This is a genomic window from Sulfuricurvum sp., assembly GCF_031427015.1.
In the GTDB taxonomy this organism is placed as follows: Bacteria; Campylobacterota; Campylobacteria; order Campylobacterales; family Sulfurimonadaceae; genus Sulfuricurvum.
In genome coordinates, this window is the sequence record NZ_JASJOW010000001.1 from 105,670 (window position 1) to 122,320 (window position 16,651).

General features: G+C 40.3%; 14 protein-coding genes. 4 read left to right on the forward strand and 10 right to left on the reverse strand.

Going from position 1 to position 16,651, the window contains the following annotated elements; all coding sequences use genetic code 11:
• The 7 genes from RMO68_RS00560 to RMO68_RS00590 form a co-directional block, all read right to left on the reverse strand.
• Positions 1–1,191 carry a UDP-N-acetylglucosamine 4,6-dehydratase gene (locus tag RMO68_RS00560; protein WP_310438777.1) on the reverse strand — a complete coding sequence of 397 codons (1,191 nt, stop codon included), beginning with the start codon at positions 1,189–1,191 and terminating at the stop codon, positions 1–3.
• Positions 1,184–2,878 carry an ABC transporter ATP-binding protein gene (locus RMO68_RS00565; protein WP_310438778.1) on the reverse strand — a complete coding sequence of 565 codons (1,695 nt, stop codon included), beginning with the start codon at positions 2,876–2,878 and terminating at the stop codon, positions 1,184–1,186. The genes RMO68_RS00560 and RMO68_RS00565 overlap by 8 nt, the downstream gene beginning before the upstream one ends.
• Before the next feature lie 152 nt (positions 2,879–3,030).
• Complete coding sequence (locus RMO68_RS00570; RefSeq protein ID WP_310438779.1) at positions 3,031–4,197, reverse strand: nucleotide sugar dehydrogenase; 1,167 nt, start codon at positions 4,195–4,197, stop codon at positions 3,031–3,033.
• The gene (gene metK / locus RMO68_RS00575) at positions 4,198–5,397 is read right to left on the reverse strand and encodes a methionine adenosyltransferase (RefSeq protein WP_310438780.1); all 1,200 of its coding nucleotides are present in this window, start codon (positions 5,395–5,397) and stop codon (positions 4,198–4,200) included.
• The gene (locus RMO68_RS00580; RefSeq protein WP_310438781.1) at positions 5,398–6,366 is read right to left on the reverse strand and encodes a GDP-L-fucose synthase; all 969 of its coding nucleotides are present in this window, start codon (positions 6,364–6,366) and stop codon (positions 5,398–5,400) included.
• 3 nt (positions 6,367–6,369) lie between these two features.
• Positions 6,370–7,491, reverse strand: a complete 1,122-nt coding sequence (gene gmd / locus RMO68_RS00585) for a GDP-mannose 4,6-dehydratase (RefSeq protein ID WP_310438782.1) — start codon at positions 7,489–7,491, stop codon at positions 6,370–6,372.
• Positions 7,488–8,822 carry a mannose-1-phosphate guanylyltransferase/mannose-6-phosphate isomerase gene (locus tag RMO68_RS00590; protein ID WP_310438783.1) on the reverse strand — a complete coding sequence of 445 codons (1,335 nt, stop codon included), beginning with the start codon at positions 8,820–8,822 and terminating at the stop codon, positions 7,488–7,490. Before RMO68_RS00590 ends, gmd begins: the two co-directional genes overlap by 4 nt.
• A 141-nt stretch (positions 8,823–8,963) precedes the next feature.
• Between RMO68_RS00590 and asnB the strand changes: the two genes are divergently transcribed.
• The gene (gene asnB, locus RMO68_RS00595) at positions 8,964–10,769 is read left to right on the forward strand and encodes an asparagine synthase (glutamine-hydrolyzing) (RefSeq protein ID WP_310438784.1); all 1,806 of its coding nucleotides are present in this window, start codon (positions 8,964–8,966) and stop codon (positions 10,767–10,769) included.
• Positions 10,770–10,846: 77 nt separating this feature from the next.
• On the opposite strand, the gene RMO68_RS00600 is transcribed toward asnB, so the two are convergent.
• Positions 10,847–11,083 (reverse strand): DUF465 domain-containing protein, encoded by a 237-nt coding sequence (locus RMO68_RS00600; RefSeq protein ID WP_310438785.1) that lies wholly within the window; start codon positions 11,081–11,083, stop codon positions 10,847–10,849.
• 42 nt (positions 11,084–11,125) lie between these two features.
• Positions 11,126–11,686 (reverse strand): dCTP deaminase, encoded by a 561-nt coding sequence (gene dcd, locus RMO68_RS00605; protein WP_310438786.1) that lies wholly within the window; start codon positions 11,684–11,686, stop codon positions 11,126–11,128.
• Between the two features lie 72 nt (positions 11,687–11,758).
• Here dcd and accB point away from each other — a divergent pair, with 72 nt between their 5' ends.
• The 3 genes from accB (at position 11,759) to RMO68_RS00620 (ending at position 15,800) form a co-directional block, all read left to right on the forward strand.
• The gene (accB, locus tag RMO68_RS00610; RefSeq protein ID WP_310438787.1) at positions 11,759–12,205 is read left to right on the forward strand and encodes an acetyl-CoA carboxylase biotin carboxyl carrier protein; all 447 of its coding nucleotides are present in this window, start codon (positions 11,759–11,761) and stop codon (positions 12,203–12,205) included.
• 2 nt (positions 12,206–12,207) lie between these two features.
• On the forward strand, positions 12,208–13,548 hold the full coding sequence (locus RMO68_RS00615; protein WP_310438788.1) for an acetyl-CoA carboxylase biotin carboxylase subunit: 1,341 nt from the start codon (positions 12,208–12,210) through the stop codon (positions 13,546–13,548).
• A 131-nt stretch (positions 13,549–13,679) separates the two neighbouring features.
• Positions 13,680–15,800: a methyl-accepting chemotaxis protein gene (locus tag RMO68_RS00620; RefSeq protein WP_310439101.1), complete on the forward strand. Its 2,121-nt coding sequence runs from the start codon at positions 13,680–13,682 to the stop codon at positions 15,798–15,800.
• Positions 15,801–15,815: 15 nt separating this feature from the next.
• Here RMO68_RS00620 and RMO68_RS00625 read toward each other — a convergent pair whose 3' ends face one another.
• Positions 15,816–16,649, reverse strand: coding sequence for a peptidyl-prolyl cis-trans isomerase (locus tag RMO68_RS00625; protein WP_310438789.1), 834 nt, complete (start codon positions 16,647–16,649; stop codon positions 15,816–15,818).
• Positions 16,650–16,651 lie beyond the last annotated feature (2 nt).

Sequence of the window (16,651 nt, forward strand, 5' to 3'; positions counted from 1 at the left end):
CTACATCTTTCCATCAAGATATTTTCCTGTTTCTTTGTGCCCAAAGGAAGGAATCATTTTATGAAAGAGCTCGACAAGCTGCTCTTTTGTCCATTTTTTTTGTTCTTTAAAGAGTTGTATCGTTTTGGTAAAGTACTTTAGTAACGCTTCATCATAAACAGGTTCATTTTTTATCACCCCAAGATTATGAAATCGTTCCATATCTAATAGTTCAGTGTCGGTAAAAAATTCTTCAAAATCTTTTTCACCCGTTGTATCGCTAGCGGTAAAAAGGCATGGCCACTTCCCTTGGTCTGGAAGACTATTTGCTAATTCTCGCGCTTCATCTTCATTGGTACAAAGATGAGGCTCAAATCCTAAATTTTTGAGATATTTAATAGCTATATCGGCAAAAGTAATTAAATGAAGTTCTTCACTCAGTTTAGGGAAAAAGATATCACGATTTTCACCGAAGATACAAGACATAAGACACAACTCACCTGATTCTTGCGGGGTGACAAAATAACGTTTGATATCGTTTGGAGCGACGATAGGTTGCCGTTTTTGTATTCGTTGATTGAACCCGTGCAACAGTGATCCGTCACTGAAAGCCACATTGGCAAATCGCGCAGTTGAGATACTGATTTGATGTGATCGGCGCATTAAGAACATCTCCATAATCCGCTTACTCGCACCCATCATATTGACTGGATTAGCCGCTTTATCGGTAGAGACACAAAAATATTTTTTGGTTCCGTTTTCAATGGATTGCTGTAATGTTTTATCGGTATTGAAAATATTTACATCACACATTCGCATAAGCGTATACGGATCTTTTTCACTTCGTACGTGTTTTAATGCGGAGAGATTAAGGACGTAGTCGTATTTTCCATCTGACTGGATAAATGCATCATATTCTATTGAACCTACATCGAGGGCAAATGTTTGAAAATCTCCATCGATATAGCCAAACAAACTTCGAATATCACGTACCAATTCAACCATATTGTTTTCACTGATATCTACAACATGGAGTTTGCGAGGATCGCGTTTGAAAATCTCTTTGGTAACAGCTTGTCCTATTGAACCGGCCCCGCCGATTACAAGGAAAGTAGAATTAGAAATAATTTTGTAGAGGTCTACTTCATGAAATGCGATATCTTGGGAAAAAAGGGCTTTATCCCGTCCGATTAATTCTAATATCTTATTCATATGAGAGTTTCCCGTTGCTCAGTCGATAAATTTTTTCACATCTTGAAATTGTACTTAATCTATGTGCGATGACAATCAGTGTTTTACCTTCGGCGATATCGTACAACTCATCCATGATTTTTGCTTCAGTCTCAGTATCCAGTGCTGATGTTGCTTCGTCCAGAACTAAAATTTCAGGGTTGGAATAGAGCGCTCTAGCAATACCAATACGCTGTTTTTGCCCTCCGCTTAATTTTATTCCTCCTTCACCTACATGGGTGTTCAATCCTTCGTGATGTTGTAAAAATGAGTATATATTGGCTTGTTTTAAAACCTCAATAATACGAGATTCATCTAAAGGATGTCCATAAGCGACATTTTCTGCAATAGTGCCATCAAAGAGGTAAATGGCCTGAGGAATATACCCGATTTTCCGTCGCCAACTTTTTACATTTTTATCGGATAATTTTACATTATCAACGAAAATCTCTCCTTTTTCAGCTTTATAAATCCCGATTATGAGATCAATTAATGTTGATTTTCCACTTCCGCTCTCTCCTATGAAAGCAACACGCTCTCCTTTGGATAAGGAGAGCGATATATCATTGATAACCGGTTTGTTTTCTGCATAGTTAAAAGAGACATTATTGAGGGTAATTGCGTGTTTAAAGCTTATTTCTTCATCCCCTTCTTGAACGGTAGAATAGGTTAGATCTTCGTGAAGAATATCAAGAGATTTAGAGTAAAAAATAATATTGGTATAGCTGGTCATTAATCGGTTAATAGCGGGCAACATACGATAAAGTGCTAGAGCATACATTGAGATGATCGGTAATACAAAAGAGGCGTCGTTATAGCGGTAGAGGACATAAATAACTACTGCAATCAGCATCGAAAACCCGAAAGTTTCTAAGATACCACGCGGTAGTTGGGAAAGGGTGCTATTGATGATATTTGTTCTTGTAAAGCCTCTACTTGCCACTTCAAAATCATTAAAAATTTTCTTTTCATTTCCTATCAATTTAATAATTTTGAAATTCCCAAAAGATTCATTAATGATTCTAAAAAAACGATTTTGAAGATCATTTCGGCGAATCCCTTGACGTTTGATTACCTTTCCAATAGCTTTGATCAAGAATAAAGATTTTATACCTAGAATCAATGTGAGTACCAGTGTCATTTTCCAGTTAATAATGACTAAAAGGAGATACAACAGAATAATCGTAAAAATTTCACTAAGCGCCATCATGGTTTGCTGTATTAATGCACTTGTGTTAGACGCTTCAGTTATAATCGTTTTGGTCAATATTGCACTGTTACGATTAGCGAACTCCTGATAAGGGAGCGTGACATAGTTTTGAAAAAGTCTATAGGCAAATTGGTGATATCGCCCAAAGGCAAAACGATTAAGTAAGTAAATATAGGTTATGGCATAAACAGCACGAAAGACATAAAATCCAATTAAAACAAAACCGAATGCCATAATGAAAAAATTGGAATTTTCAAATCCAAAAAAAGTATATATAGCTCGATACGTTTCATTTTGGGTGATTAGATCAGGATTGGAGGCCATAGAAATAAAGGGCATAATTGCCGAGATACCTATTGTTTCAATGATGGAAAAAATGATTGATAAAAAGAGCAATAATAAAAGATATTTTTTTTCTTGGCGAGACGTAATTGCACGGAGCTTTTGGATAACATTCATATAGAATTTAGACCTTATTTTAGGAGTTCATTATGTCTATACATAATATCTTTTTTCCACTTAAGTGAGACTTCGTTTTTGTGATATTTTTAATCGAGAGTATGATGGGACACAAGGAGAGCTGTTTTCACAGGGTAAAGATTTTAGGAAAATTAATCATTTCCAAACAAATCACGAGTATATACTTTATCTGAGACATCATCAAGTATATCGGCATGGCGATTAGCAATAATAACGTCTGAAAGAGATTTAAACTCATTGATATCACGAAGAACACGGGAATTAAAAAAAATTTCATCGTGTAACGCAGGCTCATATATCACTACCTCAATCCCTTTCGCTTTGATTCGCTTCATAATACCTTGAATTGCAGAAGATCTAAAATTATCAGATCCTGTTTTCATAACAAGACGATAGATGCCGACTATTTTAGGATTTTTGCGAATGATAGTATCAGCAATAAAATCTTTGCGGGTTGTATTTGCATCTACAATTGCACGAATAAGTGTATTAGGAATATCTTGGTAATTTGCAAGAAGCTGTTTGGTATCTTTAGGCAAACAGTAACCGCCATACCCGAAAGAGGGATTATTATAATGGTTTCCGATCCGAGGGTCCAGTCCGATACCCTCAATAATTTGGCGGCTATCTAGTGCATGACTTTCAGCGTAGCTGTCTAATTCATTAAAAAAGGCTACACGCATTGCCAAATAGGTATTTGCAAAGAGTTTAATCGCTTCAGCTTCGGTTGAATCGGTACATAGAATGGGTATATCGGTTTTAATCGCCCCCTGAGCCAAAAGACTTGCAAATACTTGGGCTCGATCACTCCGTTCTCCGACAATAATACGAGAGGGGTAGAGGTTGTCATAGAGTGCTTTTCCTTCTCGTAAAAATTCAGGAGAAAAGAAAATATTGTCAATATTAAACTGCGTTTTTAGTTTTTGAATATAGCCGACAGGGATAGTTGATTTGATAACCATAACGGAGGACGGATTGATGGTTAGAACATCGGTGATAATTGCTTCAATAGAGCGGGTATTAAAATAGTTTGTCTCAGGATCGTAATCTGTTGGTGTAGCAATAATGACAAAATCAGCACCGCTATACGCTTCGACTTTGTCCAATGTGGCTTTAAAATTGAGTTCTTTGGTCGTTAAATATTCTTCGATTTCACGATCTTCGATAGGAGATCGTTTGGCATTAAGCATCGCCACTTTTTCCGGAAGGATATCAAGTGCTACTACTTCGTTATATTGTGCTAACAATATACCGTTGGAGAGTCCGACATATCCGGTTCCGGCGATGGCGATTTTCATTTAACGTAAAGCTTCAAACTTAGGTAGTTCGTCAAGTTTTTCCCATGGGTAATCACTTTGCCCGACTTGCCCTCGGCTAGCAACATCAGCATAAAGAAAACTCTCTTCGCTCGGGTGATCAAGATCAAATTTCCGAGTGATCCAATTTGGAGTTAGTGAAAAGTTGTCATGAACAAAAGTAGAGAGGATATCATCGTTTAAACCTTCTATACATGTACCACAGGTATCAACGGCAACAGAGGTTGGTTTTGCAACGCCGATAGCATAGCTTATCTGTACAACTGCTTTTTTAGCCAATCCCGCAGCAACGATGTGTTTGGCGATCCAGCGTCCGGCATAAAGACCGGAGCGATCCACTTTAGTATAGTCTTTTGAACTCTGAGCACCGCCACCGATAGGAGCGTACCCGCCGAAACTGTCTACGATGAGTTTTCGCCCTGTTAAACCACTGTCATGGAGACTTGAATGAGAAACATATTTTCCAGTAGGATTGATATGGATAATACATGTTTTCGGATCAAATAATTCCGGTGGAAGACCTGTATCAAGAATAAGTTCCATGATAAGCTCACGTACTTGCTCGATATCCATTGTACTAACACACGGTGCAGAGACAACAATAGTGTGAATGTGTTGAGGGGTACAATTTTCAAAATTCTCTTTTTTCCCATAATCCATAGTGACTTGAGTTTTAATATCAACGCCCAGTTTATGAGGGTGGGCAAGAGCATAATGATAGACTTTTTCCATCAGCATTCGAGCATAAGTGATTGCACTTGGCATGTAATTAGCGGTTTCGCAGTCGGCATAACCGAACATAATCCCCTGATCTCCGGCACCGGTCTCGCCGTCCTCTTGGTCAACACCTTGATTAATATCAGGACTTTGACGATTGAGAAGAACTTGTACTTCTACATCGTCAGGATGAAGACACTCTTCTCGAGTAAAGTGAGGATGCCCGTTATAGCCGATCTTTTTAAGTGCATCAAGAGCGATATGTTTGTATTCTTTAGTACTAAGCTGTACATTAGAGGTAACTTCACCTCCAATGACAACATGTTTTCCCGCAACGAATACTTCACTGGCGACACGGCTTTTAGGGTCACCAATAATAAGACGATCAACGATACTATCTGCGATAATATCGGCACATTTGTCCGGATGTCCCGGACTGACAACTTCACTGGTAAATAAGTACATTTAAAGAATTCCTTTTTGAGATTTATACCATTGATACATTCGAGCAATACCCTCGTCCAATTCAACAGTATGTTTCCATCCAAGAGTATGGAGTTTATTCACATCCGTTAGTTTACGGAGTGTTCCATCTGGTCGATTCGTATTATAATATAATTCTCCGCTATATCCTACGATCTTACAAACAGCGGAGGCTAATTCACCGATGCTGATTTCAACGCCGCTTCCAATATTAATATGTGTATTACGAATTTCTTGGGTTGTGCTAAAAGTATCTTTAAAGTCACATTTTTCCATCAAAAAAACGCATGCATCAGCCATATCTTCAGACCATAAAAACTCTCGTAACGGTTTTCCACTTCCCCAAATTTCTACGTGAGGTGCATTAGCAACTTTGGCTTCATGTATTTTACGAATTAACGCAGGGAGAACATGAGATGTCTCAAGATCGAAATTATCATTCGGTCCATAAAGATTTGTAGGCATTACAGAGATAAAGTTGGTACCGTATTGGAGATTATAACTCTCACACATTTTAATTCCGGCTATTTTAGCAATAGCGTAAGGTTCATTTGTATATTCGAGAGAACCTTCGAGAAGACAATTTTCTGGCATAGGCTGAGGTGCATTTTTAGGGTAGATACAGGTACTTCCTAGAAACATCAATTTGGTTACACCGTTTAAATAGCTTTGATGTATAACATTATTTTGGATCATCAGATTATCATAAATGAATTCTCCGCGATAAGTGTTATTGGCAACGATGCCGCCTACTTTGGCTGCAGCTAAAAAAACGTATTCTGGTTTTTCAGTTGCAAAAAAAGCGGATACTGCCTGTTGATCAATTAGATCGAGTTCACTGTGGGTACGCGTAATGATATTGGCGTAGCCTTTGGATTCCAAATTTTTAACGATAGCACTGCCAACCAGACCTTGGTGCCCCGCAATATATATTTTGCTATTTTTTTCCATTATTTACTCAAAATAGCTCATAACTTTATAACCGCCTTCTTGAAGATAGACATCTTTAGTCATAAGTTTAAGATCGGATTTCATCATATCATCTACAAGCATTTGCAGATCATATTCAGGAATCCACCCCAGCTTTGTATTGGCTTTTGTTGGATCGCCTAAAAGTAAATCAACTTCGGTAGGACGAAAATAGCGAGGGTCGACGGCAACAACTTCGCGTCCGATTTCTATTTGGTATTCAGGGTTTGCACACGCCGTGACAATTCCTTTTTCATTAATCCCAATGCCACGAAATTCAAGGGTGATTCCGGCATAAGCAAAAGCCATGCGGACAAAATCGCGTACCGTTGTTGTGGTTCCGGTAGCGATAACCCAGTCTTCAGGTTCATTTGTTTGTAGGATCATCCACATCATTCGCACGTAATCTTTTGCATGTCCCCAGTCGCGTGCAGCATCGAGGTTACCAAGGTAGAGTTTTTCCTGAAGTCCTAGTGCGATTTTTGACGCTGCGCGGGTAATTTTGCGCGTGACGAATGTTTCTCCGCGTACGGGACTTTCATGATTAAAAAGAATACCATTACATGCAAACATACCATACGCTTCACGGTAGTTGACGGTGATCCAATACGCATACATTTTAGCTACGGCATAGGGTGAACGGGGATAAAATGGAGTTGTCTCTGATTGTGGAGTTTCTTGTACTTTTCCGTAAAGCTCTGAGGTAGAGGCCTGATAGATTTTTGTTTTTTTGGTAAGTCCTAAAAGCTTAACCGCTTCTAAGATACGAAGAGTTCCCGTACCATCAGCATTGGCGACGTATTCGGGTGTTTCAAAAGATACGTGGACGTGGCTCATTGCAGCAAGGTTGTAAATTTCATCCGGCTGGACTTCTTGGATAATACGAGTTAGATTCATACTGTCGGTCATATCTCCGTAATGTAAAAAGAGATTTTGGTTATCGACATGAGGATCTTGATAAAGATGATCAATACGATCAGTATTAAAAAGAGACGTCCGGCGTTTTATGCCATGAACAATGTACCCTTTTTTGAGAAGAAACTCAGCTAAGTAGCTTCCATCTTGGCCGGTAATTCCGGTAATAAGAGCAATTTTTGGAGTCGTCATTTATTTCCTTCGCGGTTAAAATCATCTTCAATTCTAACGATGTCATCTTCACCGGTATATTCCCCAACCTGCGCTTCGATTATTGTTAGTGGTATTTTACCCAAATTTGCAAGACGATGGATTTGTCCCGCTTTGATATATGTGGACTCATTGGGCTGTACTGTATAGTTCTTATCTCCGACGGTAACGGTTGCGATTCCGCTTAAAACAATCCAGTGCTCGTTGCGATGAAAGTGTTTTTGTAGGCTAAGACGTTTTCCCGGTTTTACCATAATCCGCTTGATTTTATACCCTTCAGTATCTTCAAGTACAGTGTATGTTCCCCATGGACGATGGGCTGTTCGATGGATATGGGTGAGTTCAGGATTACTTTCTCGATAACTGCTCACAATTTCTTTGACTTTTTGGCTAGAACCTTTTTTAGAGATCAGTAATGCGTCATCGGTATCAATAATAATGAGATCCTCAACATCAATAAGACTGACAGGTTTGTTAGAAATGATTAAGTTATTGTATTCATCGTTGGGGAGTTCTTCAGAAAGTGCATCAAAACTCCCTACATCACTCCATCCAATTGTGCTAGCGACAACTTTGACAGAGGTACTTTTTTCCAGTACAGCGTAATCGATGCTTTTTTCGGGTATTGCCATCATATCATCATGTTTTATTCTGATCATCTTGCCAATGTCAGCATGGTCATAGGCAGTTTTACATGCAGCGTATATTTCAGGCGAGTATGTATGCAGCTCTTCTAAAAAAGAACCTGCCTGAAAGCAAAACATCCCTGAATTCCAATAATAGTTTCCCGCTTCCAGGTAGGCCGTGGCTGTCTTTAAATCAGGTTTTTCTTGAAAGCTAAGCACATTTTCATCTGTGGCTTCAATATATCCGAATCCTGTCTCTGCAAAGGTGGGGGTAATACCAAAGGTAACCAACGAGCCATTTTTCGCAAGTTCTTCAGCCCGTTTTACAACCTTATAATAAGCATTTTGATCTTTAATCAGATGATCACTAGGAGTAACCAATACGATTTCATCATGGTTGAGTGCTAAACATGCAAGGGCTATTGCAGGGGCAGTATTGCGACCGATAGGCTCTAGAAGATAGTTACTATTCGTTTTACACAGTTCGTCTAATTGATCTAAAGCTAAAAAGTATTGTTCGGCATTGGAAACAATAAGTTGTTTGTCGCAAATAGTATTGTTTCGTTCTACCGTGAGCTGAAAAAGGGATTTGTCGTCAAAAAGTTTGACAAATTGTTTTGGCATCAAAGTACGACTGATCGGCCATAGACGAGTACCGCTCCCGCCGCATAAAATGATGTTTGTCATCTTAATCCTAATCTTGTTAAAAATCTAAGTATTATAGCTTAACTTAGTTGTTTTAGATTTTAGGAGAATGAGTAGGGATAAAAATAGGGTACTTTTTTGTTAGGGTGTCATAACGTATAATTACGCTTAAAAAGGGTTCTTGTGTGCGGAGTATTTGGAATTATCGGTGATTATAATCCACAAAAAGCGCGTGAAGCACTCCAGCAACTTTCCCACAGAGGGGATGATCATTGCGGTATTGTTGAGCAAAAAAATCTGTTTTTAGCTCATCAGCGACTTTCGATCACCGATACACCCTCGCGTTCTCATCAGCCGATGAGAAGGGGAGAGGTTATTATCAGTTTTAACGGAGAGATTTACAATCATCATGTGCTTCGAAAAGAGCTAGGGGCTCAAAAATGGGAGACGGAGAGTGATACTGAAGTGATCTTGAGAGCCTATGAAACATGGGGAATCGGGTGTGTTGAGCGTTTTGAGGGGATGTTTTCTTTTGCCCTGATTGATGGGAATAAATGCTATTTGGTTCGAGATCGTTTTGGAAAAAAGCCCCTTTTTTATCATCAGGCTAAAGAGGCGTTTATTTTTGCCTCAGAGATCAAAGCGATCAAACCCTATTTAGCTTCAGTCCAAATGAATAATGAAGCACTGCATTCGTATCTCTCGTTTTTAGCACCGGCTCCACCTCATACGTTTTATCAAGGGATTGAGAAAGTGGAAAGCGGCGAGTGGCTCTGTGTAGAACACGGCACTATCACCAAGCACCGCTATTATGATTTGCTCAATACTCCCTCTTCGGTGATTACCGACCGCGATGATGCACTTGAACGGATCGAAAAAGAGCTGCATCGTTCCATCGCAATGCGGCTCGATACCGAAGCGCCGATAGCCGCACTTCTCTCAGGCGGTTTGGATAGTGCTATGATTTGTGCGATAGCCTCAGCTCGGGGGAAAAAACTCCCCGTTTTTACCCTCGGATACGATGAATACGGTGCCTATGACGAGAGGGCGAATGCCGCAATAACCGCAAAGTATTTGGGATTAGATCATACTGAAGTCATTATTTCACAAAACAATTTTGATGAGTACTTAGATGATTTGCTAATTCATATGGATGAACCGCTTAACGATCCTGCCGCACTGCCGCTGTATCTGCTGATGAAAAAAATCGCTTCGGAAGGGTATAAAGTCGTCCTTAGCGGTGAAGGTTCGGATGAACTTTTTTTAGGATATCGGCAGTATTTTGAATACCTCGACATTGAAAAAGCAGCCTCCTTGCACCACAAAAACTGGCTTAAAAAATATTTTCACAGCCATTTTTCGATGAACCGCGAATGGGAATGGTACAAACGGGTGTTTGACGAGTCGTTGCTTTTTCGAACATCGGGGGAAAAATTTACCGATTTACAGCAAAATAAACTTTTTCGTCGTAATGTTCGAGATAACGAATCGCTCCGATTTTTACAAAAATATCGAGACGAGTTTGAGCAAAGTGGACATACTGACCCGAGCCTATGGTACAGCATGATTGATCTGAAACTCTTCGTCGGGGAGCATTTTCTCACCAAGCTCGATCGGGTTTCTATGGCGCATACTCTCGAAGCGCGTACCCCGTTTTTGGATCATACTCTAGCTGAAACGGTACTCTCTGTTGACCCGCGTCTGCGTATCGGCGGTGGCGAGAGTAAAACACTTCTTAAACAGATCGCCCGAAACTATTTGAGTGACGAGATAATCGATCGAAAGAAAAAAGGGTTTGCCAACCCCTATATGGAGTGGTTGATTACATCGGGGCGCTTAGAGCTAATACGGGAAGTGAATGATAAGACGGGGCTTTTTTATCCCGAAGTGATCGAAGAGTATTTAGAATTAGCGCGTCGAGGAAAATTTAAACAACACGTATGGGGACTTTATGTCCTCAGCCACTGGATCAATAGAGAGTTATTGTAATGTTTATGCAAAGCAATATTAAGCGTTAAGAAAAATGAGTGTGAGAAAAGAATATCCCCTCCGTTAGAGGGGGAAGATTAGAGGCTGTGTGTTTTTTTGTATTCGACGATCATTGCATATGCTTCGTCTTTGAGTAACAATTTCTCTTTTTTAAGTTTTTCAAGTTCGAGATCAGACATCGGCACTTCACCGTTTTCAGCTTTTGTGATTTGGTTGTCAAGATCGTTATGACGATCAAAAATTTTCAAAAAGTGGGCATTAGCCGCATCATTTTGTTTCATATGGGTGATAACATCGCGGTATTCGTGCAACATAGAGAGTCCTTGCGTGGAAATTTATCGCAATTGTACCACTAGTTATTTTAAAATCCGTGGAAGAGTGATCCCTTCTTGTCCTTGATACTTGCCGCTTTTATCCTTATAAGAGGTTTCACACATTTCATCTCCTTGTAAAAAGAGCACTTGCGCAATCCCTTCGTTAGCATAAATTTTTGCGGGAAGAGGGGTCGTATTGGAAATCTCAATCGTAATATGTCCTTCGAATTCAGGCTCGAAAGGGGTAACATTAACGATGATGCCGCAACGTGCATAGGTTGATTTTCCCAAACAAATTGCCAAAACGTCACGAGGAATCTTAAAAAATTCTACGGTACGCGCCAACGCAAACGAGTTGGGAGGGACAATACAAACATCTCCGACGAAATCAACAACATTCATATCATCGAAATGTTTCGGGTCCACCACGGTAGAATTGAGATTAGTAAAAATTTTAAATTCATTGGTCACACGGATATCGTACCCGTACGAACTAAGGCCGTAGCTTACGACTCCGACTCCCACCTGATCTTCGCAAAATGGGGATATCATCCCCTCATTTAATGCTTTTTCTCGAATCCATCCGTCACTTTTGAGACCCATAGTCAATCCATTGTTAATTTTATTTATGGTAGTATAACACATCTATTAACCTACTTTTAGGAGCATTTTCCGATGGATATGAAACAAATTAAAGCCCTTTTGCAAGAGTTTGATGCGAGTACTCTTTCAAAATTAAAAATTACTCAAGACGCTTTTTCAATTGAGCTTGAAAAAAATATCGGTGTGGTTGCCGCACCGGTTATGGCGGCACCCGTAGCGGTTACAGCTACCCCAATGGCAGTATCTGAAGCTCCGGCACCTGCCGCGGCTGTTCATACAGGTGACATGATTGTTTCCCCTATGGTAGGGACATTTTATGGTTCTCCGTCACCGGATTCAGCACCGTTTGTAAAAGTGGGTGATCGTGTGAAAAAAGGTCAAGTTATCGGTATCCTTGAAGCGATGAAAATTATGAATGAACTTGAAGCGGAATTTGATTGCAAAATTGTAAGTATTCTTGTCTCTGACTCTCAGGCTGTCGAATATGATATGCCTCTTTTTGCGGTTGAGAAGCTCTAATCATGGCGGAAATCAAACGTATTTTAGTCGCGAATCGGGGTGAAATCGCTCTGCGCGCTATCCGAACGATTAAAGAGATGGGTAAAGAGGCGGTAGCCGTTTATTCGACTGCGGATAAAGAGGCTTCGTATCTTAAACTTGCGGATGCGGCGATTTGTATCGGTGCGGCTCCGAGTTCTCAAAGTTACCTTAATATTCCTGCTATTATCGCTGCATGTGAAATCAGCGGATGCGATGCCGTTTTTCCTGGATATGGATTTTTATCTGAAAATCAACATTTTGTAGAGATTTGTACGCATCATGGGATTAAGTTTATAGGTCCTACTCCTGAAGTAATGGTGATGATGTCGGATAAATCGAAAGCGAAAGATGTCATGATCGCGGCAGGTGTTCCGGTAGTTCCCGGCTCTGATGGTGCGATCAAAGATATCGCGGAAGCCAAAGTTCGCGCTAAAGAGGTCGGTTATCCGGTTATTCTTAAAGCGGCAGCCGGCGGCGGTGGACGCGGGATGCGCGTTGTCGAAGACGAAAGTTACATTGAAAATGCCTTTTTAGCGGCAGAAGCTGAAGCGATCGGTGCGTTTGGTGACGGCACGATTTATATGGAAAAATTCATTAAAAATCCTCGCCATATCGAAGTACAAGTAATCGCCGATTCTCATGGAAATGTATTACATATCGGTGAGCGTGACTGTTCAATGCAACGCCGTCACCAAAAATTGATCGAAGAGTCTCCTGCTGTGGCGTTGACTCCTGAAATCCGCGCTGAATTACACGCTTCGGCGGTTCGTGCGACCAAATACATCAAATACGAAGGGGCGGGTACCTTCGAATATCTTCTCGACGCGGATAAAAAATTCTATTTTATGGAGATGAATACCCGTCTTCAGGTAGAACACTGTGTCTCCGAGATGGTAAGCGGTTTGGATTTGATTGAGATGATGATACGTGTTGCGGAGGGGGAAGCGTTACCTGCACAAGATAGCGTCGTCCTTACCGGGCACTCGATTGAATGTCGTATTACGGCGGAAGATCCGATCAAGTTTTTACCGAGTCCCGGAAAAATAACACAATGGATTGCACCGGGCGGACGTAATATCCGTATCGATACTCATGCGCATGCAGGGTATATTGTACCGCCGACCTATGATTCGATGATCGGAAAACTGATTGTATACGGTAAAGATCGTGATGAAGCGATTGCACGTATGCACCGAGCACTGAGTGAATTTACAATTACAGGGATAAAAACAACGATCCCTTTCCATTTGAAAATGATGAAGAACCCTGATTTCATCAACAACCACTTCGATACTAAATACCTCGAAAAGTACAACGGCTAATTGCCGTTGTACTCTACACTTTTTCTACTCTCTTTAAATTTTTTCTTAGTGAAATAGCAATATACTTGATGGTATAACGAAGTTATAACTTTATGCTATACATAGCACATCAAGGGGTTGAGTTGAAAAATATGACTATTGCGCAAAAAGTGCATGTTCCGCTTATTGCATCGATTGTAATCGGATTTATCGTTGTTTTGATTAATTATTGGATGTCAGTGGATCAAATTCGTGAAGATATTTATGCCAGCCAATCCAAAGAGATGGCAACGGTTTTTGATGAAGCAATTGAAGCTAAAAACAGCGTAGGTATTACCAATGCAATCGGTATTTCAAAAAACAGTGCCGTAGTAAACGGGCTTATAAGCGGAGATCGTGAGGGGACATTAAAAAGCCTGAAATCACTCTCTAAAGAGTATAAAGAACATACCAAATTTGGCAATATCAAAATTCATGTTCATGATAAAGAGGTTCATAGCTTTATTCGTGTATGGAAGCCGGAGAAATTCGGAGATGATCTTAGCAGTTTTCGTAAAACTATTCTTGCTGTGAAGGAGACTAAAAAACCTTTAGTAGCTATCGAAATCGGTGTTGCAGGATTGGAATTACGGGGGATTGCTCCTATTATTTCAGGGGGAGAATATGTAGGGTCGGTTGAGTTCATGCAAGGACTTAATTCTGTTGTTAAAGATATGAGAAAGAATTTTGGTACAGAGTTGGTTATTGCTTTGGATAATCGCTTTTTAGAGAATGCCAAAGAACTGATTGATGCACCTAAAATCGGCAAAAATTTTACCCTTGCCGTAAAAGAAGATGTGGTTGATAAAGGGTATGTGTCTGAATTAAATTTGGCCCACTTTGATCCGAAAGCGGGTCCATTTACAACAGAAAATTATTACGTTAAACCGATTGCCATTAAGGATTTTTCGGGGGAAGTAGTTGGATATGCCTTTTCAGCCAAAAAACTTGAAACCGTCGAAAATCTGATTAATCAGTCTGAAGATTCATTGCTGCGTCAAGTGGTAATTATGACGGTCATGGATGCTATTATTCTCATTTTACTGATTGTGATTGTACGTCGAGCGGTGACTGAACCGATTGAAAATCTTGATACTATCGCTAAAGAGTTAGCAAGTGGTGATGCCGATATGAGCAAACGGCTCCATGTCTCATCCAATGATGAAATCGGTAAAGCGGCAATGAGCTTCAATATATTTATAGAAAAAGTTCAAAATATTGCCAGAATGGCTGAAGATCGGGCACAAGAGGCAATGACTGCCAAGGCAAAATCTGAAGAACAGATGGAAAAAAATGAAATGTCATTGACCCTTGCCCGCCAAATGATTCAAGGCTCTATACATAATGCCGGAAGTCTTAGAAGTTCCCTTCAGAACAATATGACAAATTTGAGAGATGTCAATACGCTTAATCATGAGACAGGTCAAGTAGTTGACAGTGTAAGCAGTCAAACGGAAGAAATTATGAGCAGTATGACGAAGATTACGGAGATGATTAATGATTCACGTGCCAATTCGGAACAGCTTAATCATAACGTGAGTGAGATTTCAAACGTCATTACATTAATTAAAGATATTTCGGATCAAACGAATCTCTTAGCTCTTAATGCAGCTATTGAAGCGGCACGTGCCGGTGAACACGGTAGAGGCTTTGCGGTCGTTGCCGATGAAGTTCGGAAGCTGGCTGAACGAACGCAAAAGGCGACGAGTGAAGTGGAAGCAAATATTAGTGTACTCAAACAAAATTCGGTAGGGATGTTAGAAAACAGCGAACGGGTTGAAGAATATGCGCTTGACTCGGTAGAAAAGTTGGATCAATTTAAAATGGTGATGGAAAAACTGATCCAAAATGTTGAGCAGATTAAAGAGGATTCTCAGTCAATCAGCTATGAGATATTTACCAATATGGCAAAAATTGACCATATGATATTTAAAAATAATGCCTATGCTGCTGGATTCGAAGGAAAAGTAGAGCATGAATTTAGTGATCATCATGCATGTGCACTCGGCCAATGGTATGAAAAAGGTGATGGGAAATCGGTGTTCTCTTCCAGTCCTGCATATGGGAAATTATTAGAGCCGCATAAAAAAGTGCATGACGAGGTGAAAAAAGCGATTCATTTGTTGAATGATGACCCGTTAGGGCATGCAAAAGCAATTGCAGGGTGTTTCGAGGCCGCTGAGAAAGCGAGTATTGAACTCTTTGATATCCTCAACGAGATGGTGGCTTCATAAGCCGCCATTCAACTTTTACGGTAGTCGTAAAACTTTTATATCCGCACTGAGGCGCAGTCGCGTAAAGTAATCATTCAATACTTGATTTCGTTTTTCACCTAAAATGGCATTTGCAATCTGAGGGCGAAGGGTTTCAATATTCTCAGTGACGACATTTACTTTATCCCGCATGTAAAAAGACATAAAACCGTTTTGTCCGTTAGGGAGGATAGCACTGAAACTTCCTTCCGGAATTTTGTTGAGGATTTGTGCCAGTTGAGGGTTGATTTTTCCAAAAGGGATATTTTCCTCTTTCATTTGGATATTTTCAACATGGCGCATCGGATCGGAAATCTGCATTGCAAGCGCTTCTTTAGATTTGGACGTGTACGTAGTGACGGCAAAACTCTCAGGGCGTGAGAATTCATCCAGATGGAGTTGATAGTATTCATTCTCTTCTTCCGCACTCGGTTGAGCCATTTTTGAAAATGCGATAGCCGAATAGAGTTTTTGCCCTTTGATCGTCTCTTCTACTTTCGCTCTAAGATCTTTTTCGCTGAGACCGCGTACTGTCTGCATCGCATTTAAAAATTGCTCCAAAGAGAGATTGTTTTGAGCCGCCATACGTGCGAGTTCTTCATTGATTTCCGTGGAGGTAACCGTGATCTTTTTTTCGGTTGCTTCAAGCTGTTCAAGCTTTTTTCGAATGAGGGTATCGGCACTCTGGGTAGCATTGGTACCGCTTTGTTTCATCTCTTGTTGTACCTCATAGAGGGTAATAGGGGTATTTTTAACTAAAACACTCACGCCACCGATGGGGGCGCTCCATAAAAAAGTAGATAAAACGACCGAAAGTGTGAGAGAACGCATTC